The 19,836-nt window shown below is 70.6% G+C and carries 22 protein-coding genes; 13 read left to right on the top strand and 9 right to left on the bottom strand.

What is annotated here, in order from left to right; genetic code table 11:
* Positions 1 to 42: 42 nt before the first annotated feature.
* Complete coding sequence (locus ACMGFE_RS14035; protein ID WP_436925838.1) at positions 43 to 870, bottom strand: inositol monophosphatase family protein; 828 nt, start codon at positions 868 to 870, stop codon at positions 43 to 45.
* Between the two features lie 158 nt (positions 871 to 1,028).
* Between ACMGFE_RS14035 and ACMGFE_RS14030 the strand changes: the two genes are divergently transcribed.
* Positions 1,029 to 1,871: a coenzyme F420-0:L-glutamate ligase gene (locus ACMGFE_RS14030; RefSeq protein ID WP_436925837.1), complete on the top strand. Its 843-nt coding sequence runs from the start codon at positions 1,029 to 1,031 to the stop codon at positions 1,869 to 1,871.
* The gene (locus ACMGFE_RS14025; RefSeq protein WP_436925836.1) at positions 1,868 to 2,836 is read left to right on the top strand and encodes a 5,10-methylenetetrahydromethanopterin reductase; all 969 of its coding nucleotides are present in this window, start codon (positions 1,868 to 1,870) and stop codon (positions 2,834 to 2,836) included. The genes ACMGFE_RS14030 and ACMGFE_RS14025 overlap by 4 nt, the downstream gene beginning before the upstream one ends.
* Here ACMGFE_RS14025 and ACMGFE_RS14020 read toward each other — a convergent pair.
* From ACMGFE_RS14020 to ACMGFE_RS14005, 4 genes are all read right to left on the bottom strand, one after another.
* Positions 2,833 to 3,054 (bottom strand): DUF8024 family protein, encoded by a 222-nt coding sequence (locus tag ACMGFE_RS14020; RefSeq protein WP_436925835.1) that lies wholly within the window; start codon positions 3,052 to 3,054, stop codon positions 2,833 to 2,835. The two genes, ACMGFE_RS14025 and ACMGFE_RS14020, sit on opposite strands and share 4 nt — an antisense overlap.
* A gap of 87 nt (positions 3,055 to 3,141) precedes the next feature.
* Entirely contained in the window at positions 3,142 to 3,711 is a 570-nt protein-coding gene (locus ACMGFE_RS14015) for a magnesium transporter (RefSeq protein ID WP_436925834.1), read from the bottom strand.
* A gap of 43 nt (positions 3,712 to 3,754) precedes the next feature.
* Complete coding sequence (locus ACMGFE_RS14010; RefSeq protein ID WP_436925833.1) at positions 3,755 to 4,315, bottom strand: magnesium transporter; 561 nt, start codon at positions 4,313 to 4,315, stop codon at positions 3,755 to 3,757.
* A 2-nt stretch (positions 4,316 to 4,317) separates the two neighbouring features.
* Complete coding sequence (locus tag ACMGFE_RS14005; protein ID WP_436926098.1) at positions 4,318 to 5,586, bottom strand: potassium channel family protein; 1,269 nt, start codon at positions 5,584 to 5,586, stop codon at positions 4,318 to 4,320.
* A gap of 280 nt (positions 5,587 to 5,866) precedes the next feature.
* Here ACMGFE_RS14005 and ACMGFE_RS14000 point away from each other — a divergent pair, with 280 nt between their 5' ends.
* Positions 5,867 to 7,270, top strand: a complete 1,404-nt coding sequence (locus tag ACMGFE_RS14000; RefSeq protein WP_436925832.1) for a signal recognition particle protein Srp54 — start codon at positions 5,867 to 5,869, stop codon at positions 7,268 to 7,270.
* 114 nt (positions 7,271 to 7,384) lie between these two features.
* Positions 7,385 to 9,505 carry a CheF family chemotaxis protein gene (locus ACMGFE_RS13995; RefSeq protein ID WP_436925831.1) on the top strand — a complete coding sequence of 707 codons (2,121 nt, stop codon included), beginning with the start codon at positions 7,385 to 7,387 and terminating at the stop codon, positions 9,503 to 9,505.
* An 11-nt stretch (positions 9,506 to 9,516) separates the two neighbouring features.
* On the opposite strand, the gene ACMGFE_RS13990 is transcribed toward ACMGFE_RS13995, so the two are convergent.
* Entirely contained in the window at positions 9,517 to 9,876 is a 360-nt protein-coding gene (locus ACMGFE_RS13990) for an SdpI family protein (protein WP_436925830.1), read from the bottom strand.
* Between the two features lie 202 nt (positions 9,877 to 10,078).
* Here ACMGFE_RS13990 and ACMGFE_RS13985 point away from each other — a divergent pair, with 202 nt between their 5' ends.
* From ACMGFE_RS13985 to ACMGFE_RS13960, 6 genes are all read left to right on the top strand, one after another.
* Positions 10,079 to 10,423 (top strand): helix-turn-helix domain-containing protein, encoded by a 345-nt coding sequence (locus ACMGFE_RS13985; RefSeq protein ID WP_436925829.1) that lies wholly within the window; start codon positions 10,079 to 10,081, stop codon positions 10,421 to 10,423.
* Between the two features lies 1 nt (position 10,424).
* Positions 10,425 to 10,814: a DUF7521 family protein gene (locus ACMGFE_RS13980; protein ID WP_436925828.1), complete on the top strand. Its 390-nt coding sequence runs from the start codon at positions 10,425 to 10,427 to the stop codon at positions 10,812 to 10,814.
* Positions 10,815 to 10,920: 106 nt separating this feature from the next.
* Entirely contained in the window at positions 10,921 to 11,703 is a 783-nt protein-coding gene (locus tag ACMGFE_RS13975) for an MBL fold metallo-hydrolase (protein ID WP_436925827.1), read from the top strand.
* Positions 11,704 to 11,826: 123 nt separating this feature from the next.
* On the top strand, positions 11,827 to 12,816 hold the full coding sequence (gene sppA, locus ACMGFE_RS13970) for a signal peptide peptidase SppA (RefSeq protein WP_436926097.1): 990 nt from the start codon (positions 11,827 to 11,829) through the stop codon (positions 12,814 to 12,816).
* A gap of 143 nt (positions 12,817 to 12,959) precedes the next feature.
* Positions 12,960 to 14,042, top strand: coding sequence for a mannonate dehydratase (locus ACMGFE_RS13965; protein ID WP_436925826.1), 1,083 nt, complete (start codon positions 12,960 to 12,962; stop codon positions 14,040 to 14,042).
* 93 nt (positions 14,043 to 14,135) lie between these two features.
* Positions 14,136 to 15,284, top strand: coding sequence for a DUF373 family protein (locus ACMGFE_RS13960; RefSeq protein WP_436925825.1), 1,149 nt, complete (start codon positions 14,136 to 14,138; stop codon positions 15,282 to 15,284).
* Between the two features lie 176 nt (positions 15,285 to 15,460).
* Here ACMGFE_RS13960 and ACMGFE_RS13955 read toward each other — a convergent pair whose 3' ends face one another.
* Positions 15,461 to 15,727, bottom strand: coding sequence for a hypothetical protein (locus ACMGFE_RS13955; protein WP_436925824.1), 267 nt, complete (start codon positions 15,725 to 15,727; stop codon positions 15,461 to 15,463).
* 12 nt (positions 15,728 to 15,739) lie between these two features.
* The gene (locus tag ACMGFE_RS13950) at positions 15,740 to 16,273 is read right to left on the bottom strand and encodes a DoxX family protein (protein WP_436925823.1); all 534 of its coding nucleotides are present in this window, start codon (positions 16,271 to 16,273) and stop codon (positions 15,740 to 15,742) included.
* Positions 16,274 to 16,551: 278 nt separating this feature from the next.
* Here ACMGFE_RS13950 and ACMGFE_RS13945 point away from each other — a divergent pair, with 278 nt between their 5' ends.
* The 3 genes from ACMGFE_RS13945 to ACMGFE_RS13935 all read left to right on the top strand — a co-directional run bounded on the left by ACMGFE_RS13945 (position 16,552) and on the right by ACMGFE_RS13935 (position 18,764).
* A complete protein-coding gene (locus ACMGFE_RS13945) occupies positions 16,552 to 17,286 on the top strand; it encodes a diphthine--ammonia ligase (RefSeq protein WP_436925822.1) in 735 nt (244 codons plus the stop codon).
* A gap of 237 nt (positions 17,287 to 17,523) precedes the next feature.
* A complete protein-coding gene (locus ACMGFE_RS13940) occupies positions 17,524 to 17,790 on the top strand; it encodes a WNWW family protein (RefSeq protein ID WP_436925821.1) in 267 nt (88 codons plus the stop codon).
* 332 nt (positions 17,791 to 18,122) lie between these two features.
* On the top strand, positions 18,123 to 18,764 hold the full coding sequence (locus ACMGFE_RS13935; RefSeq protein ID WP_436925820.1) for a ThuA domain-containing protein: 642 nt from the start codon (positions 18,123 to 18,125) through the stop codon (positions 18,762 to 18,764).
* 74 nt (positions 18,765 to 18,838) lie between these two features.
* On the opposite strand, the gene ACMGFE_RS13930 is transcribed toward ACMGFE_RS13935, so the two are convergent.
* Complete coding sequence (locus tag ACMGFE_RS13930; protein ID WP_436925819.1) at positions 18,839 to 19,801, bottom strand: hypothetical protein; 963 nt, start codon at positions 19,799 to 19,801, stop codon at positions 18,839 to 18,841.
* Positions 19,802 to 19,836: the final 35 nt, after the last annotated feature.

Genomic DNA, 19,836 nt, shown 5'->3' with positions numbered 1-19,836 from the left:
TCACGAGGACACCGTGACCGCACGGCACCAGGGATCTCCCCCTCAGATCGCGTCCGTGGCCGCGTCCCAGAGCGCGTCGCAGAGCGCCTCGTCTGCGCCGAAGACGGTGAGGGGCCCGTCGGCGCGTTCGACGGCCCCGGCCTCGCGGGCGAGGAGTTCGCCGGCGACCTGCTCGCGCTCGGCCGGGTAGTAACAGACGAACCCGTCGAGTTCGCCGCGGGCGAGCAGTCCCCAGTACACGACCGGTGCCCACGTCTGGATGGCGCGCTTGCAGACCGACTCGACGGCGTCGCTGATCGCCTCCCACTCCCGCCGTTCGTCGCCGCCAGAGACCACGCGGGGGCCGATGATCATCCCGACCGTCGCCTTCTCGGGCGTGAGCGAGGTGCCGTCGGTGACCTCGACGCTCCGTCCGTCGTACCGGACGCCACCGCCGCGCTCGGCGACGTAGGTGTCGTCGAGGACCGGCACGTGGACGGCGGTCGCGACCGGGTCGTCCTCGGGTCCGGCGGGGTCCCGTCGGTCGCAAGCCGTCGCGGCGACGCCGAACGTGGGGATGCCGACGGTGAAGTTGTTGGTGCCGTCGAGGGCGTCGACGACCCAGCGGTACGCGCCGTCGCCGTCGTGCTCGCCCGACTCCTCGGCGGCGATCCGATGGTCGGGATAGGCGTCGGTGATGACGTCGAGCACGCGGCGTTCGGCCTCACGGTCGGCCTCGGCCTTCACGTCCGACGCGGTGTACTCCGCGGGCGTGCCGCCCGTCCGGAAGCTCTCGTGGAGGTACTCGCCGCCGGATTCGACCGCTCGGACCGCCACGTCGGCGAGCGCGGCGGCGCCGGTGGGGCCGGCGCCAGCGGGGTCGTCTGTCATGCTGAATCCTGTCCCGGCGGCGGCCTACCAGCGTTTCGGATCGGCGCGCCGCCAGCCCCATCAGGCGGGCGGGGACGAACCCCAACCCGCCCGTCACCGCTCCGGGCGAAGCCTGCTCGTAGCGGGGTGTTTTTGCCCGGGCGCACCGCAGGGCGGGTATGGAACTGTTCGCGGTCGAGGGCATCCCCGAAGTCCGCCCCGGCGACGACGTCGGCGACCTGATCGCCGAGCGCGCCGACCTCCGGGAGGGCGACGTCGTCTGTGTCTCGCACTCTATCGTCTCGAAGGCGGAAGGCCGCCAGGCCGACCTGCGCGAGTTCGACCCTGGTCCACAGGCCGAGCGCATCGCCGAGCGCATCGGCGACCTCGCCGGCGAGGCGAAAGACCCCCGCTTCGCCCAGGCGGTCATCGACGAGAGCCGGGAGTTGCTCACCGAGGAACCGCTCATGCTCGCGGTCACGCGCTTCGGCCACATCTCCGTCAACGCGGGCATCGACCGCTCGAACGTCCCCGACGCCGACCTGCTCTTGCTCCCCGAGGACCCCACCGCCAGCGCCGAGCGGATCCACGAGACGCTCGGCGTGCCGGTGATCGTCACCGACACCTCGGGCCGGCCCTTCCGGCAGGGCCAGCGCGGCGTCGCCATCGGCTGGGCGGGGATGCCGGCGGCCCGCGACTGGCGCGGTGAACACGACCGCGACGGCCGCGAACTCGGCGTCACCGTCGAGGCGGTCGTCGACGAACTCGCCGCGGCCGCCAACCTCCTCACGGGCGAGGGCGACGACGGCCTCCCCGTGACCGTCGTCCGCAGCTTCGAGTTCGGCGACCACGAGCCCCACGACGGCCTCTTCCGGTCGGCGAACGCCGACTACGTCCGCGACGCGCTCCGCGAGTGGGAGTACGACCGCGAGCGGCTCCGGGGCGAGGAAGGAGACGGCGACGGAGACGACGGGGGGGGAGACCGAGGCGAGTCCGACGCCGTGAGCGGGGGAGCGAAATGAGAGCCGTCGAACTCACGCCGGAGCATCCGGTCTCGACGCTGGCCGCGTTCGGCGCGACGGCGGAGGAGGCGGGCTTCGACGCCGCGTTCGTCAGCCACCACTACAACAACCGCGACCAGTTCGGCGCGCTGACGGCCGTCGCCGCCGCGACCGACGACATCCGCGTCGGGCCGGGCGTCGCCAACCCCTACGAGACCCACCCGGTGACGCTCGCCTCGCGGATGGCCACCCTCGACGAGTACAGCGACGGCCGCGGCGTCTTCGGGATCGGTCCCGGTGACGCCTCCACGCTCGCCAACCTCGGCATCGACCACGATCGCCCGCTCCGCAGAGTCCTGGAGTCGTTCAGGGTCGCCCAGCGGCTCTGGGACGGCGAGCGCGTCGACCACGACGGCACCTTCCGGGCCGACGACGCCGGCCTCAACTACGACGTCGGGTCGATCCCGGTCTACGTCGGCGCGCAGGGCCCGCACATGACCCGGATGGCGGCCAAACACGCCGACGGCGTGCTGTTCAACGGTGCCCATCCGCGCGACTACGAGTGGGCGAGCGAGCGCGTCGCGGAGGGGCTGGCCGAGCGACCCGACGAGCGCGGCGACTTCGACTTCGCCGCCTACGCGTCGGTCAGCGTCGCCGAAGACGGCGCGGCTGCCCGCGAGGCCGCCCGCTTCCCGGTCGCGTTCGTCGCCGGCGGCGCGCCCGATCCGGTGCTCGACCGCCACGACATCGACCGCGAGCGGGCGGCGGCCGTCGGCGAGGCCGTCTCGGCCGGCGAGTTCCGCGACGCCGCCGAGCGGGTCACGGACGCGATGCTCGACGCCTTCTGCATCGCGGGGACGCCGGAAGAAGTAGAGGCGTCGATCGACGCGGTGAGAGAGTACGCGGACAGTTTCGTCGCGGCCGCGCCGCTCGGCCCCGACGTCGAGCGGGCTATCGAACTGCTCGGCGAGGGCGTCTCGGCTTAACGGGCTTCCGGCGGCGGCGTGCTCTCGACGGTGAACAGCGAGAAGAACGCACCCAGCGAGAGGTACCCCAGCGCCGCGACCGGGAGCGTGACGAACAGGGCCCCGAACGCGATCAGCAGTACGTTCAGGGGGTCGTGTGCCGCGACGTCGAGAAAGTGGCCCGGCATCTCGATGATGCTCTCGACGAACTCCGTCGCCGAACTTGCGAGGTCTACCATGTCTGGGACTTTGGACCCCCCGTACTTCGAGGTTTCGTGTGCGATCCGACACTGTACTACGGTGGCCCGTGCCCGATCGCCTGGAGATCAGACGAGCGCGAGCGCGAAGCGGGTCGCGACGTACAGCGCGGCCATCCCGAAGATGTCGCCGGCCGTCGTCACCGCCGGGCCGACGAGGTTGTCGGGGTTCATCCCGCGGCGGTACCCGCCGAAGACGACGACGACGATCACCGCGATCAGCACCACGCCGGCGAGCGCCCCGCCGACCAGCGCGATCAGGGCGAGCGTCCACAGCGGCGCCACCCGCCGCCCGAGCGCGACGAGGATCGCGAACGCGAGCGTCGCGGCGACGAGACTGGCGGCGAGGCCGTTGAGCAGGGCGGCGACGGCCGCGCTGACGAGGCGGTCGGTGGGCGCGAAGCGAGGCTCGATCAGCCCCTGGTGGAGCGCGCTCGACAGCCGCGCCCCGAGCGACCCGTAGACGCTCCCGCGGATCGCCAGGAACGCCGGGACGACGACGAGCAGTCCCGGAACCGCCGCGAGTTCGGCCTCCATCCCGCCGAGGATCCCGCCGGCGAGCAGCCCGCCGAGCGCGCTCACAAGCAGTGTCGGCAGGGCGCCGCGGTACCCCTCGACGATCGTCGCTCTCACCGACACGGCGGCCAGTCACCTCCAGACGCGCTCTGCCGGTCCACCCGGATCACGCGACGATCACCTGGACGACGCCGAACAGGACGACCACGCCGAGCACGTCGCAGACGTTCGTCACCACGGGGATGACAACTTCGTCGGGGTCGGCCTCGAACCGGTAGGCGGTGTACGCCGCCGTGATCGTGACCGCGATGGCGAGGAGAGCGAGGACGAACCCGCTGACCAGCGCCACGATCACGACGGTTTCCACCTGCAGGCCGGCACCACCAGTCAGTTGGGCGATGGCCCACGCGCCGGCGCCGACCACCGGGAAGACCGTCACCGCCAGCAGGACGGTCGTTATCGTGTTCCCGAGGAGTTCTTCGTCGGTCGCGGCGAACGAGAGGACCCCGAGGTGGAAGGCGGTCGACAGCCGCGCCGAGAGGACGCTCCCGAGGTTCCCCGCGGTCCCGATGGTCACGGGGACGAGCACGAGCAGCGACGGGTATCGCCGCAGCGTCGCCTCGAAGGAGCCGAGCGTGAGCCCGCCGACCAGTTCGAGCAGCGTCAGCGCCACGATGATCGGGAACATGCGCCGGGTGATCCCCCCGACCGACCAGTCGTCGGCCATGGTCAGCCGGCCAGGTCCCGCAGCCGCTCGGCACCGGTTCGCGTCCCCTTCGCGATGAGCGTGTCACCGCCGCGGAGCGTCGTCCCCGGGTCGGGTGTGAGGAGCCACTCGGTCTCACCGCCCCCGCCGGGCTCGCCGTCCACGTCGGTCTCGTCGCTCCCGCCGGGCTCGCCGTCCTCGTCGGTCTCACCGCCCCCGCCGGGCTCGCCGTCCACGTCGGTCTCGTCGCTCCCGCCGGGCTCGCCGGCCTGGCCACTCTCCCGCCGGATCGCGATGACGAGCATCCCCGTCGTGGTGCGCAGCGCCTCCTCCCTGATGGTCGTCCCGTCGAGGTCGCTCCCCCGCTCGACTGAGACGCTGACGAGGATCTCGTCGGAGTCCTCGACGGCCGCCTGGACGACCGGGTGGCTGCCCAGCCCGCGGAGCACGCCCTCGCTGATCTCCAGGGCGGCGTCGCTGATCACCTCCGTGCTCGCGGCGATGTGGAGCAGGCCGCGGATCGTCACCGGGTCCGCGACCTCGGCGGCCGCCCGGAGCGCCCACGCCTCGAAGCGCGACTGCAGCGCGTCGACCTCGACTTCGAGTTCGCTCACCTCCCGGGCGAGTTCGGGGTCGTCGAAGAGGACGCTCCCGTACGCCAGGTCGACCGCCAGTTCGCTCATGTTCTTCATCAGCACGACCGTCTCGACGGCCCGGTCGAGGTCCTCGATGGTCGATTCCGGGACGTCGGGCCGTTCGAACGCCTCGCCGGTCGCCGTCTCGTAGACGCCCTGGATCCCGTCGTCGGGGCCGCGCAGGAGCAACGCGTCGCCGCCCCGCAGCGTCGTCTCCCGGTCGGGATTGAAGACCCACTCGTCGCCGCGGCGGATCGCCAGCACGCGGACGCCCGTCTCGGTCTCCAGGTTGATCGCGCCGAGCGTCTGACCGGCGTACGCCGAGTCGGCGGCGAGTTCCGCGCGGGCGAGCGTCTCGACCGGGTCGGGCAGCGAGGCACGGAGCGCCGCCGGCAGCCCCACGTCGTCGAGGACGACCTTCGCGACGTCCCCGGCCGCGTCGCTGATCTTCTCGGCCGCGCCGACGATGCCGAAGATGGGCGCCAGTCGCTCGGCCTCCTCCGGCGACCGACCGGCCATCACGAGGCTCATGCGCGCCCGCAACTGGAGCACGTCCATCTCCGACTCCAGTTCGAGGACCTCCTCGGCGAGCGCCCGGCTGTCGAACAGCACCGACGAGTACGACAGATCGATGAGCAGCTCCGCGATGTCTTTCATCTCGGCGAGCAGTTCCTTGACGCTGACCGGTTCGTACTCGACGCGCGCGTCCGCGCCCTCCCGGCCGTCGCGGCTCACGGCCGACCACGACTCCCGCGGTCCGCCCAGTTCATGTGACCAGATCCGGCCGGGCCCCTCTTAGTTCCACGCCGTCGGCGAGTCAGAGGAGCGGCCGGGCCGCCGCGCTCCCGCGCCCGGGCGGCCACGATCCACGTCCGGGCCGCCACGGCGACCGGGGAGTACAAAGCCTTTAACGGACCGGTCGCGTACTCGCCGGCAAATGGTACTCGACGATCTGGGCACGTCGCTCCGGAGCACCCTCAACGACCTCCGGGGACAGTCCCGCATCTCCGAGGAGGACGTCGAGGAGGTCGTCAAGGACATCCAGCGCTCCCTCCTGCAGGCCGACGTCGACGTCGACCTGGTGATGGAACTGTCGGACAGCATCAAGACCCGCGCCCTGGAAGAGGAGCCGCCCGCCGGCACCTCCGCCCACGACTGGGTCCTCCGCGTCGTCTACGACGAACTCGTCGGCCTCGTCGGCGAGTCGACGGAACTCCCGCTCGAATCGCAGACGATCATGCTCGCCGGCCTGTACGGGTCGGGGAAGACCACCACCGCCGCCAAGATGGCGTGGTGGTTCTCCAAGAAGGGCCTGCGCCCGGCGATCATCCAGACCGACACCGACCGCCCCGGCGCCTACGACCAGTCCAAGGAGATGGCCGAGCGCGCCGAGGTCGACTTCTACGGCGACCCCGACGCCGACGACCCCGTCACGATCGCCCGCGAGGGGCTCGAAGCGGTCTCGGACGCCGACGTCCGCATCGTCGACACCGCCGGCCGCGACGGGCTCAACGAGGAGCTCATCGACCAGATCGAGGACATCGAGGCCGAGGTCCAGCCCGACACCGACCTGCTCGTCCTCGACGCCGCGATGGGCCAGTCCGCCAAGGACCAGGCCCAGGAGTTCGAGGAGTCCATCGGTATCGACGGCGTCGTCATCACGAAGCTCGACGGGACGGCGAAGGGTGGGGGCGCCCTCGCCGCCGTCAACGAGACCGGCTCCTCGATCGCCTTCCTCGGGACCGGCGAGACCGTCCAGGACATCGAGCGCTTCGAGCCGTCGGGGTTCATCTCCCGGCTGCTCGGGATGGGCGACCTCAAGCAGCTGACCGAGCGCGTCGAGCGCGCGATGGAGGAGACGGGCGAGGAAGAGGACGACTGGGACCCCGAGGACATGATGGAGGGGAAGTTCACCCTCTACGACATGCGCAAGCAGATGGAGACGATGAACAAGATGGGGCCCCTGGACCAGGTGATGGACATGATCCCGGGGATGGGCGGCGGGCTCATGGACCAGCTCCCGGACGACGCCATGGACGTCACCCAGGAGCGCCTGCAGGACTTCGAGGTCGTCATGGACTCGATGACCGAGGAGGAACTGGAGAACCCCCGCACCGTCGGCAAGAGCCGCATCGAGCGCATCGCCCGCGGCTCGGGCAAACCCGAGGAACGCGTCCGCGAACTGCTCGAACAGTACAACGCGATGCGCCAGATGCTCGACCAGTTCCAGGGCATGGGCGACGCCGACATGGAGCGGATGATGAAACAGATGCAGGGCGGCGGCGGTGGCGGCATGGGCGGCATGGGTGGCATGGGCGGCGGTGGCGGTCCGTTCGGCTGATCTCGGTCGCCGCTCGACCGCCGGAATCCTCGCTCTCGCGGCGTCGCGTCCCGTTCTCACTCCTGAAACTGCGCCGGTAACAGCTATATGTCAGCGAGGGGCACGAAGGTGCGTATGTCCGACTGGCCGCCGCTCGACCGGACGCTCGATCCGGGCGCCTTCTACTCGCTCTACCGGGGCGCGCTCGCGGCCGAGAGCGTCCAGCGGCGGCTCGGCCGGTGTTACACGGCGTTGCTGGCCGGACGGCTGGGCCTGCGACCCGACGAGATCGTCCACTGCCACGAGGGGTGGATCGACTGGGGTCGCGGCGAACTCCGCGTGCCGGCGCTCGACCCCTGCGCCTGCCCGACGTGCTGGGCCTCGGCCAGGGCCCGCCAGGCGACCGGCGACGAGCGTCCGCTCGAAACCGTGCTCCGCACCGAGCAGTGGTCGCCCCACGCGGAGGCGGGCCCGCGGACGGTCGCGTTCGGCTGGTCCGAGCGGATCACCGCCGTGCTGGCCACCTTCTTCGACTACGTCGACCACCTCGACGGCGACGTGACGACGGTCCGGGAGCTGGTCAGCGAGACCGCCGCGGCCGCCGAGGGGATCGACCCCGACGGGCTGACGCCGCAGGTCCTGCGCGCGACCGGCGGCCGGTTCCTCGCGGAGGTCGGCTTCGACGCGACGACGGTCCGGCAGACGCTGGGCCTGGACGAGCGCGAACCGGCCGAGGCGTTCGTCCGCTACGCCGGCCAGCGGACGAGCGCGGCCGTCTACCGCGCGTTCGACCGGGGGGCCGTCGGCCCGGAGGTCCCGCCGGCGGACCCGGCGCGGACGTTCCCGGTCGTCTGCGACCCCGCGCCGTTCTCGCGGGAGCCGTTCGACGCCGCCGACTACGGCCCCGACGCCCGCTTCGAGCGGGCGAAAAACGAGGCCGGTCGCCGGGTGCGCAACCCGCGGCCGGACCACGTCCCCGACGGACTCTCCTACGACCCGGACGAGCACGTGATGGCCGAGCAGGCCGACCCCGAGGGCGGGCAGTACTCCCGGTCGGCGGGTGCGGACGCGAAGGACATGGCCGCGCTCCGCGACTGGGTCAGGCGGAAGGACGCGTCGCTGCGGCCCGAGAGCGAGGGCAGCGACAGCGACGCCCCCGTCGCACCCGGCGTCGACGGCGACTGGGACGACCCGGGCGACCCCGGCGAGGGCCCGCCCGCCGAGCCGGTACCGCTCGACGCCGCCGCCGACGGAGCGAGCGCCGAATCGGGCGCGCGCGGCGTCGCGAGCGGAGCCGGTACCGGCGAGGACGGCCCGCCGGCCGAGCCCGCGACCGTCGAGGAGGCGGTGACCCAGCCGCTGGTCGCCCGGGTCGGGACCCACTTCGTCACGCCGGGCGTGGCGGACGGCCACCCCGTCGAGGGCCAGGTCGTCCTCGGACAGAACGAACTCCTGCTCGTCTCGCCGGCGACCGGCGGCGATCTGACGCACGACAGCGTCGCCTTCGACCTGCTCTCGCTGGACCACGTCGTCGACGTGATCCCTGACATCGACGAGGCGACCGACGTGCCGTTCGACTCGGCGCTCGGCGTCGTCGTCCGCCGGGGCGACGACCACGAGGTGACGGTGGTCGAACTCGAGCGCGCGCGCAAGTGGGACTTCTGGCTCGCGCTCTTCCGCAACGCCCTGCACGTCTCCCGGATGGCCGTCACTCACCCCGCGCGGGTCGGCGGCCGCGTCACCGAGGAGTCGGCGACGCCCGGCATGCTGTACCTCGACCGCGACCGGGTGCGCTTTACCCCCCTCGGCTCCGACGCGACCATCCTCTCGGTCGACCTCGACGACGTGCTCCACGTCGAGCGCACCCAGCAGTCGGTCGGCGGCGAGCGCCGGCCAGCCCTCGCCGTCCAGCAGTTCGTGGACGGGGAGGCCGTCACGTCGCTGGTCGGCAGCGAGTCGACGCGGACCCTCGCGCTGTTCGAGCGGTTCGTCCGCCGGGACTACCAGGACCGCCTCGACGAGGCGCGCGCGCTGTCGATCCCCGACCGCGAGAAGGAGGTGCTCGTCGCCCTCTACTCCATCGGCGAGGGGGTCGACCTGTCGGCCGCCTTCGCCCGCGACGAGGCGGAACTGCGCTCGCAGCTCGCCTCGCTGCACGAGAAGGGCCTCGTCACCGGGACCGAGCCCGACGACACCGGGCTGACCGCCACGGGGCGGCTCGTCGTCGGCGACCGCCTCGAGGCCGTCAACGACTGAGTTGACAGCCTTCACCCCAGGTTCGCGGCGACGACGGCGACTTGACAGGCACAGAGCGACGCCAGGAGCAGGTGTACCAGCGAGTCGTAGAGTCGTCCGTCGCGGGCGCCGTCGAGTGGGACCAGCGCCCGAACCGTCCGGAGGACGGCGTAGCTGGCGACCGACAGCGTCGGGAGGAGCGTGACACCGAGCGCGCGCGGGCCGATCGTTCGCGAGAGGCGCCCGTCGAGGCCGACGTGCCAGCCGACGACCATCTCCACGGGGAGGCGCGGATACGCCGCCGCAGCGACCGCGACGGTCAGCGCCACGAGTGCCAGCGCGGTCACGTCGGTCCAGCGCGGCCCGGGCCCGCGAGCGACGGAGGCGCTCACGGGCAGCCCACCTCCGCGGCCGGGACGGCACCGCACCGGCGGCGGTCGACGTGTTCGACGGGCGCTGCGAGCGGTCGACGGCGAGCGGGGTTCGTCGTCACAATCGAACGGTCGGCGCGAGCCCACGTCGTTCCACACCCAGCGCTTCAGCGCGTGAAGTCCCGGGCAAGTTTATAAGCGGAGTGGTCGTGTAGCCGCCACCGTGAGTGAGGACCCCGACCTGGAGACCGTGGCCGGCCTCCTCGAAGACGAGACGGCGCGGGCCATCCTCACCGAGACGAGCCAGGAACCCATGTCAGCCAGCACACTCGCCGAGCGGTGCGACGCGTCGGGCCCGACGATCTACCGCCGCCTGGAGCGCCTCCGGGACAGCGGGCTGGTCGTCGAGCGAACCGAACCTGACCCCGCCGGCGGACACCACCGCAAGGTGTATGCGCCGAACCTCCGCCGCGTGACGGTCGAACTCCGCGACGGGTCGTTCGCCATCGACATCGACCGCCGCGAGGACATGGCCGACCGCTTCACCCGGCTCATCGAGGGGATGTAGCGTGTCCGCGCTCGCTTCCATCCCCCTGGTCGCCGCTGCGGTCGTCGTCGACGCAGTCGCCGCAGCGGCCGGGGAAGCGGTCCCGCCCGTCCTCCAGTTGGACCAGTTCGACTCCACCGCCGAGGTCCTCCTGCAGACGGCCGAGTTCTTCGGCGCGCTGCTCGGGTTGTACGTCGCCTACCAGGCCTACCGCGGCTACCGGCGCAACGACAGCCGGCCGATGCTGTTCATCGCCGTCGGGTTCGCCGTCATCATGGGCGTCCCCGCGCTGCTGTTCGTCCCCGTCCTGTTCGTCCCCGGGCTTCCGCTACTGGGCGTCCAGAGCGTGATCCAGGCGTTCGAGATCGTCGGTCTCCTCTGTATCATCTACGCGCTCCGGATGGAGCCGTGAGACCGCGGGACGGCACGGAAAGGTATCAGTTCGGTCGCGCGGGTGGCGAACAGGTTCGGATACTGATACACGAAACGGGTTTCGGGCGGTCGGCCCAAACGTGGGCATGCGCGTCACCCTCATGGGCTCTGGCGACGCTGTCGGTGTCCCCGCGCCCCTCTGTGACTGCGAGTACTGCGCCGAGAGCGACCGCCGCCGGCGCCCCGCCGTCCTCGTCGAGGCCGCGGGGCGGACGGTGGTCCTCGACATCGGCCCCGACATCGCGGAGCAACTCCACCGCGAGGAGATCTACGACGTCGACGGCTTCTTCGCGACGCACGCGCACTTCGACAACTACTGGGGCATCAACGAACTCAATCAGGCGGCCATGGACCGCCACGTCGCCAACGAGGACGACTTCGACCACCCCACGTTCGGCAAGGACATCTCCGTCTACGGCAGCCGCCCCGTCAGGACGTTCACCGAGGACACCTTCCCGCACATCCTCGACCACGTCGAGTACGAACCCATCGACCCCGGCAAGATGGTCCGGACCGCGGACTTCACGGTCCGCGCCTTCGAGATCGACCACGGCGCGCTCGCATTTCCGACCCAGGGGTACGCCCTCTCCGCAGAGGGGACGACAGTCGTCTACGCGCCCGACGTGGACAGCATCGAGTCGGTTCCCGACTACTGCACCGGCGCGGACCTGCTCTTTTTCGACGGGTCCGTGCTGGGCGCGGAGTTCCACGGCGACGCCGAGACGCTGCGCGAGAGCGCCGAGCGCTTCGACGCCGACCGGGTCGTCATGACGAACGTCTCCGAGCACATGCTGGAGCGCCACACCGACGACCTCGCCGACCTGACCGACTACGAGGTGTGGAGTGACTTCGACCACGCGGCGTTCTGAACGGGGCCGGACGCCGGTGGTGCGGACGACCCGCCGACAGACTTTCCACGCGACCGGGCGAGTGCGCCCACGGAGGCACTTTCAGTGAGTAGTACACCGAACGACAGCGAGGCCGTCGGCACGATCGAGGGGACCGTCGTCCCGCTCGTCGTCACCGGACTGGTCGGCGCCGTCGGCTTCGTCGGCGCGTGGTACGCGTTCGTCCGCTATCCCGGATCGATACTCGACCTCGCGGGCGTCCTGGTCGTCACGGCCGTCACCCTCGTCGCGCTGTGGGTCGGCCACCGGCTGTCGGGGTCGCTCGTCACGCCGTACACCGTCGCCGAGGTCGCCGTCGAAGGGCCGATCGCTCGCGAGAGCAAGCGCGGCGTCCCCGGGTCGCCCGTCGGTGCGAACGCCGACGACGTCGTCGAACAGATCGAGCGCGCCGACGCCGACCCGAACGCGCAGGCGCTGCTGGTGAAACTCAACACCCCGGGCGGGGAGATCGTCCCCAGCGAGGACATCCGGCTGGCCGCCGAGTCGTTCGACGGCCCGACCGTCGGCTACGCGACCGACGTGTGCGCCAGCGGCGGCTACGACATCGCCACGGGCTGCGACGAACTCTGGGTCCGCGAGGGGACGCTCGTCGGTTCCATCGGCGTCATCGGCTCGCGAGTCAACGCCAGCGACCTCGCCGACCGCCTCGGGCTCTCCTACGAGCAGTTCACCGCCGGCGAGTTCAAGGACGCCGGCGCGCCGCTGAAGGAACTGCCGCCCCACGAGCGCCGGTACCTCCAGGGCCTCGTCGACGACTACTACGACCAGTTCGTCGAGAGCGTCACCGACCGGCGCGGTCTCGACCGCGAGACCGTCGAGGACACCGAAGCCCGCGTCTTCCTCGGCCCCGACGCGCTCGACCGAAACCTCGTCGACCACCTCGGGACCAGAGACGACGTGGAGGCGAGTCTCGCCGACAGCCTCGACGAGCCCGTCGTCGTCCGCGAGTTCGAGCCCGTCCGCCCGCTGCGCGAGCGCATCCGGTTCGGCGCCGAGCGGGCGACCTACGCGTTCGGCGCCGGCCTCGCGAGCGCGCTCGACGGCGACGCCGAAGGACTGCGCTTTCGACGGTAGCGCCCCCGGCCTCTACCCGCGCAGACCGACGCCGCTCCGAGCGAGTTCGGTTGCGACCGCTCCGAGCGAGTTCGACCGCGACCGTTCCGAGCGAGTTCGACCGCGGCCGGTGGGTATTTTGGCGGGCCCGACCACCTCCGGCTATGAGCGAGACCCGCGAGCGAGCCGACGAGTCCGACGGGGACGCCGCGAACGTCCGCGTGGGCGTCCGCAGCCGGAACCTCTCGGACGAGCGGCTCCGCTATCTCCGCCAGCTCGGCGCCACGGACGTGTTCGTCGACCACGCCGACACCGACGAGGAGCCCGACGAGTTCAACGACCGCGAGGCGAGCCACACCGTGGCCGTCGGCCCCGACTCGATCCCGAGCGTCGACGAACTCGTCGCCGCCCGCGAGCAGGTCGAGTCCCACGGGCTCCGGCTCGCCGGCATCCAGTCGCTCCCCTACTCGCTGTACGGCGACATCATGTTCGACCGCGAGGGGAAGGAAGACGCCCTCGACCAGATCGAACGACTGGTCCGGAACCTCGGCGAGGCGGGCGTCCCCATCCTCGGCTACCAGTGGAACCCCAGGGGCGTGGTCCCGATGCGGACCGACCCGGTCGAGATCCGCGGCGGCGCCGTCGGCACCGCCTTCGACTTGTCGGAGATCGACGACCCCCACGAACTGGCCCCGGGCCTCGACCGCGAGTACACCGAGGCGGAGTTCTGGGACAACTACGAGGTGTTCCTGGAGCGGATCCTCCCCGTCGCCGAGGAAGCGGGCGTCGAACTGGCCCTGCACCCGGTCGACCCGCCCAGCCTCGAATCCCTCGGGGGGATCCCCCGCCTGTTCCGCAACGTCGAGAACTTCGAGAAGGCGATGGATCTGGTCCCGAGCGACAACCACGGCCTGAAACTCTGTCTCGGCTGTTTCTCCCAGATGGGCGAGGACGTGAACCAGGTCCTGCGCACGTTCGGCGAGCGCGACCAGATCGTCTTCGTCCACTTCCGGGACGTCGTCGGCACGGTGCCGCAGTTCCACGAGACGTTCGTCGACGAGGGGAACTTCGACACGGTCGAGGCGGTGCGGACGCTCCACGAGGTCGGCTTCGACGGCGTGGTCGTCCCCGACCACGTCCCGGCGATGGAGGGCGACACTGACTGGCGCCACCGCGCCCGCGGGTTCACCGTCGGCTACCTCCGCGGCGTCGTCGACACCGTCCGCGACGAGCGCGGCGGCGCGTAGCGGGTCGATCGCCCCGACTCGCCGGACTGCCGTCGGCGGATCGACCGCGAACGGTCGCGAGGATTTTTATCCCGTGGTCGCTTCCCTCGAACTGTGACAACGCTGGTCGTCTGTATCGATCGCGCGGGCGACCTCGTGCAGGGAACGGACCCCCCGGTGGTCGGCCGGGACGCCGTCGAGTCCCTCGTCGTCGACGTCGGCGTCGAGGATCCGGAAGACAGCCAGGTCAACTGTCTGCTCGAAGCCCTCCGCGTCGCGCGCGACCTCGATACCGGCGGTGACGAGACGATCGTGGCGGTGCTGGCCGGCACCGACGACACCATCAGTGCCGACAGGGCCATCGCCCGCCAGGTCGAGGACCTCATCGACGACCACGACCCCGACTCGGCGGTCGTCGTCGTCGACAGCGCCGAAGACGAACGCCTCGTCCCCATCGTCGAGTCGCGCCTGACCGTCGACGCCGTCGACCGCGTCGTCGTCCGCCAGGCCCGCGACATCGAGTCGACGTACTACCTCCTCAAGCAGTTCCTCGCCGACGAGGAACTGCGCAAGACCGTCCTCGTCCCGCTCGGCGTCGCCCTCATCGCCTACCCGGTCCTCTGGTCCGTGACCAGCCCGGGCGTCGCCACCGGCGCCATCGTCGCCGTCGTCGGTCTCTTCCTCCTCTACAAGGGCCTCGGCGTCGACGCCTACCTCGCCGCGCTCCCCGGCCAGATACAGGAGGCGCTGTACTCCGGCCAGGTCGCGCTGGTCACCTACGTCGTCGCCGCCGGCCTCTCGCTGGTCGGCATCTTCGCCGGCGCCATCGGCGTCTCCGCCACTGGTTCGGACAGCGCGCTCATCCTCGGGAGCCGCTTCGCCTTCGACGCCATCCCGTGGCTGACCGGCGCCGCCCTCGCGGCCAGTACCGGCCGCCTGCTCGACGAGCTCATCCGCCACGAGGGGGTCCGCAGCGCCTACCTCAACCTCCCATTCGGTGCCGTCGCCGTCGGCCTCGTCGTCCGCGGGTTCTCCGCGTACTTCCTCGAACTCGCGGACGTGTTCGCCCCCTTCGAGATGAGGGCCATCGAACTCGGCCCCCTCTACTTCGAGGGCGCGACGCTGGAACCGCCGGGCGCCAGGCTGGCCCTGTTCATCCTCGCCGGCGTCCTCGTGAGCCTCGCCGGCGTCCGCTTCGCCGCCTACTTCAGCGGCACCACCGTCGAACAGGAATTCGCTCGCCAGCAAGAGAAGAGCGACTGACCGTTTCGTTGCAGGGTCGAACGAGTCTTCCCGAGCGGGTGGTCCGTGAGATCGCGTCCCCGGACTCGACGGCCTCGGGTCCGCCAGCGCGCACGACCGCGACGAGCGGGACCGCCGCAGCGCCGAACCGGAGCGCAGGGACGAACCGTTGGCCGGAGCCGGGGTCCGCCGGGTCGCTACACGCTCCCCGCCGGTTCGGTGGCCGGCGTCGTCGCGACGACCTTGTAGACCGCGTACACGGCCCAGACGAGGAGTCCGAGGACGATGATGTACGACCGGACCTCCAGCGGGACCAGCGCCTCGTGGACGATCTGCCCCTCGCTCGAGACCGGGTGGGGACTGCCCGCGATCATCTCCAGGATGCCTATCACGACGACGCCGAGCACCACGAGCCCGCCGCCGACGTACGCTGCCACCTTGTCTGCCGTAGTGAATTCGCTCATCGTAGTCACCTCTCAGCCGATCAGCCACCGCAGTTTGGGGTGGTCTTCGAACAGGTCCATCCGCGCCAGGAGCGCGTCGACGCCGAGGACGCGTCCGGCCCCGAGCGTGGCGATCATCGCGAAGATGAGCAGACCGAGCAGTTCGCCCGTGACGACGCCGTGGGCCCAGCCGCCGGTCTCGCCGTTGATGAAGTAGAAAAACGACATCAACATCGCGCCGAAGAACGAGGCGAGCCGGGTCAACGCCCCGAGGATCAGGCCCAGTCCGATCAGCGTCTGTCCGAGCGGGACCATGACGTTGACGAACGCCAGCCCCGCGCCCTCCGAGAACAGCGTGACAATCGGGCCGAGGCTCGTCCCCGCGGCCGCGCCGCCGACGAACCAGCTCGCGTCGAACGGCCACGCCAGGAACTTGTCGAGCCCGGCGTGGAGCATCCACCACCCGACTGCGAGCCGCATGATCACGAGCCAGTACGCCAGCCAGGGCTCGGACACGCTGAACGAGACGTTCCGCCCGAGGAGACGCGTTTCTACGTTTGTCACCATCGTTCCAGTTGTCTACGTTATCATGTCACCATTAAAAGTGTATCCTCAAATATGATGAATTGGAGCCGGACAAATCTGGCCGGTATCACGAAGCAGGCGATCAGCGGCCAATGGGCACGTAGCGTGACCGACTGCGTCAGTTCGACCGGAGGCCCGATCGACCCAAGGAAATTTGACAGGAACGGACTGGTCGACGCTCGTGGACTATTTCCGAGCGAGTCCGGCGAAACAGACGGGATCCGGAGCGCGTTTATGCGCGAACGCACCTACCGGGGGGTATGACAGACGACGCCGGCGACGCGGGGAGCTGGGTCTCGCTCTTCTCGGGCGGGAAGGACTCCTCGTGGGCGCTCTACCAGGCGCTCGAACGCGGACTCCCCGTCGAGCGCCTCGTCACGGTTCATCCCGACGGCGACTCGTACATGTACCACGTCCCCGCGACGCGGCTGGCGGCGCTCGCCGCCGAGAGCGTGGGCATCCCGCTCGTCGAGGTCGAACCCGACGACTTCGCGGCGAGCGAGACGGTCGACTCGGGGGCGCAAGGCGACGCGGAACTGGAGCCGCTCGAAGCGGCGCTGGACGAACTCGCCGAGGAACTCCCCGGCGGCCTCGCGGGCGTCACCGCCGGTGCGGTCGAGAGCGAGTACCAGACCTCGCGCATCGAGGCGATGGCCGACCGGCTCGGCGCCGACGTGTTCGCGCCGCTCTGGCAGCAGGAACCCCGCGACCTCGCCGACGCGATGCTCGACGCGGGCTTCGAGATCCGGGTCATCCGCGTCGCCGCGGGCGGGCTCGACGAGTCCTGGCTGGGTCGCCGCCTCGACGCCGACGCGTTCGACGAACTGGAGGCGCTCAACGAGCAGTACGGCGTCCACATCCTCGGGGAAGGCGGCGAGTTCGAGACGCTGGTGACCGACGGGCCCCACATGGAGCGGGCGATCCGGCTGGACTACGAGACCGACTGGGACGGGACCCGTGGAACGTTGCGGATCGAAGACGCCTGGCTGGAGTGAGTGGCCCTTGCTGGAGTGAACATTCGCGCCGCAAAGCGGCGCGATTCACCGGACGCGAGGCGAAGCCGAGCGTCCGGCTTTTTCACCCATGTTTTTGGCTTAGCGAGGGACCGAAGGTCCCTCGGACCATGCGAACGGCGCCAGCGGCGCCGTGAGCAGACGGGGGTCGCCTGCGGCGACCCCCGAGCGAAAAAGATGGAGGGGGTATTAAAGGGAGTCGCCGTCGATCGGTCCAGTGTGAACCGGGATCGGCTGGAGCGTGAGCTCGAACGCTTCGAGAGCGACGCCGACGCGCGCCGCGTCGTCGCCAGGCAGGCCCGCGACCTGGCGGACTCGGGGTTCGTCGAGGAGGACCTCGGGTTCGAACTCGACGTAGAGGCGGTGCTCGACAACCTCGAAGACGCGCCAGCCGACCACAGCCTCGTCGAGCGGTGGAACTGGTGGGTCGGCTCGCTAGAACTCTCTCACGGCGGCTACGAACAGTTCCAGGTCCGAATCTACTGACGCGCCGGCCCAGCCCGAACCGGCGCGCCGATTCAGAATACGCTCAGTCCGTGCGTCTCTCGCGCGTGCTCGAGGAGTTCGTCTGTGGTTTCGAACTGTTTCCCACAGCTGCACGTGTGATATGTCGGAGTCGGGTCCGACGTGGACTGGCGTGTTGCCATACACGAGTGTTCGAGTGCTACCTTAATAATTGTTTATCCGGTATGTGTTGACGCGGCATACGATCAGTGCGAACGCGCCCCATCCGGGGCTATGGGGGCGGTTCGGCGGCGGAACCGTACGCCGCTTCCGGGACCGGTGGAGCTAACCCGGCGAGGGCCAACAGCCAGGATATGACACGCATCCTCGTGCTCGGGGAGAACACCTTCCCGTTCCACGCCATCGACGAGAAGCGCGACGCCTTCGCGGCCGCGCTGGAGGGCTACGACGTGACGATCACGACCGACCGCGACGCGCTCACCGGCGAGTACGACGTGCTCGTCGACTACCTGACCGACTCGTCGCTCACCGACGAACAGCTCGACGCCCTGCTCGGCCACGTCGAGGACGGCGGCGGCTACGTCGGCGTCCACTGCGCCTCGGACCTGACCTCGACGGCCGCCGACGACCCCGACGAACTGCTCGACCACGCGGACGAGCCGTTCCCCGAACTCCGCGAACTGATCGGCGGGCACTTCCTCACCCACCCCGAGGACTCCGAGTTCGGCGTCGACGTCGTCGCCGACCACCCGATCACCGAGGGCGTCGAGGACTTCACCGTCTTCGACGAGCCCTACCAGGTCGAGTGGGACGACGACCTGCAGGTGCTCGCGCGGATGGACCACCCCGACCTCGACGAGTATCCGGTCGTCTGGACCAACGAGTCGGAAGGCCGCGTCGCCTACATCTCGCTGGGTCACACCGACGAGACGCTCGAACACGACTCGTTCGTCGCGCTGCTGCGCAACGCCGTCGAGTGGGCCGACGCGAACTGACCAGAGAGCGAACGCTCGCGACGCGAATCGCCGGGGGCGCCTTCGAACCGCCACCGTTCCGCCCCCGATCGTTCTCAGTCTGCCGGGTTGACGTACAGGCCGTAGCGGTAGTACTCCTCCCCGAGCGCCAGCCGCAGGCCGTTCTCGGCCTCCGGCGCGTCCTCGGCCGGGGCGTCGAGGCGGTCGCCCAGGCCGAGGTCGGTGAGCAACGCCCGGTAGTCATCTGAGAGCGGCGTCGTCTCCTCGTACTGGTCGCGGTAGAGCATCAGTCGCTGGTCGTCCGACAGCGCCTCCGGCTCCAAGCGCGCGTCTACCGTGTCGCCGTCGAGCGCGCGTTCGAACTGCGCTTCGGAGTCGGCCACCGGGATCGCGACGCCCGTGTACGCGGGCTCGGCCAGTTCGCGTCCCTCGACCGAGACGGCGAGGACGGCGCCGCTGAACTCGACGTAGTCGTGGATGGGATCGGGTGCCAGCGCGCTATGGGGCCCCTCGTAGCCCCGACGGTAGACGTAGCCACCCTCCTCGACGACGTCTCCCGGCGCGGTCCCGCCCATCTGGCGGTGGCGGGCGGCGACGTACGCGATCTTCACGGCGCGGCGGTCGATGCGGGTGAGCGCCGGGAGGCGGACACGCTCGGGCGGGTCGTCGAGGTCGTCGAGTTTCCCGACCCACTCCAGCGTCAGCACCGGCCGCTCGATCCGCTTCAGGTCCGTGGTGACGACGGACAGCCGGTAGTACGTGCCGTCGCGCTCGACGTACTCGCCGTCGGGGACCGGCGGGTAGCCGTGCGTCGTCGGCCGCTCGCCCGCGACCGCCGCGTCGACCGTCTCGGCGTAGTCGGCGGTCCACGGTCGCGGCTCCTCTGGAGGTTCCCAGAGCGCGAGTTCGGCGAGCGAGGCGTCGAGCCGGTCGGCGTTCAGCGTGTAGGTGAGCTTCGCGTCGCCCGAGAGCGCGTCGACACCGGCACAGCCGGCGAGGGCGCCGGCGCCGGCGACACCGGCGGCTGCGAGGAAGGCGCGACGAGAGCGGGAGGGCATGTCCGTCAGTGTGCGAGTCTCCGACAAGTGCCTTG

Origin of the sequence: Halosimplex amylolyticum, assembly GCF_051414035.1 — an archaeon.
Lineage (GTDB): Archaea > Halobacteriota > Halobacteria > Halobacteriales > Haloarculaceae > Halosimplex > Halosimplex amylolyticum.
Note: the sequence above shows the minus strand (reverse complement) of the source record. Positions and strands in the feature narration are given on the sequence as shown.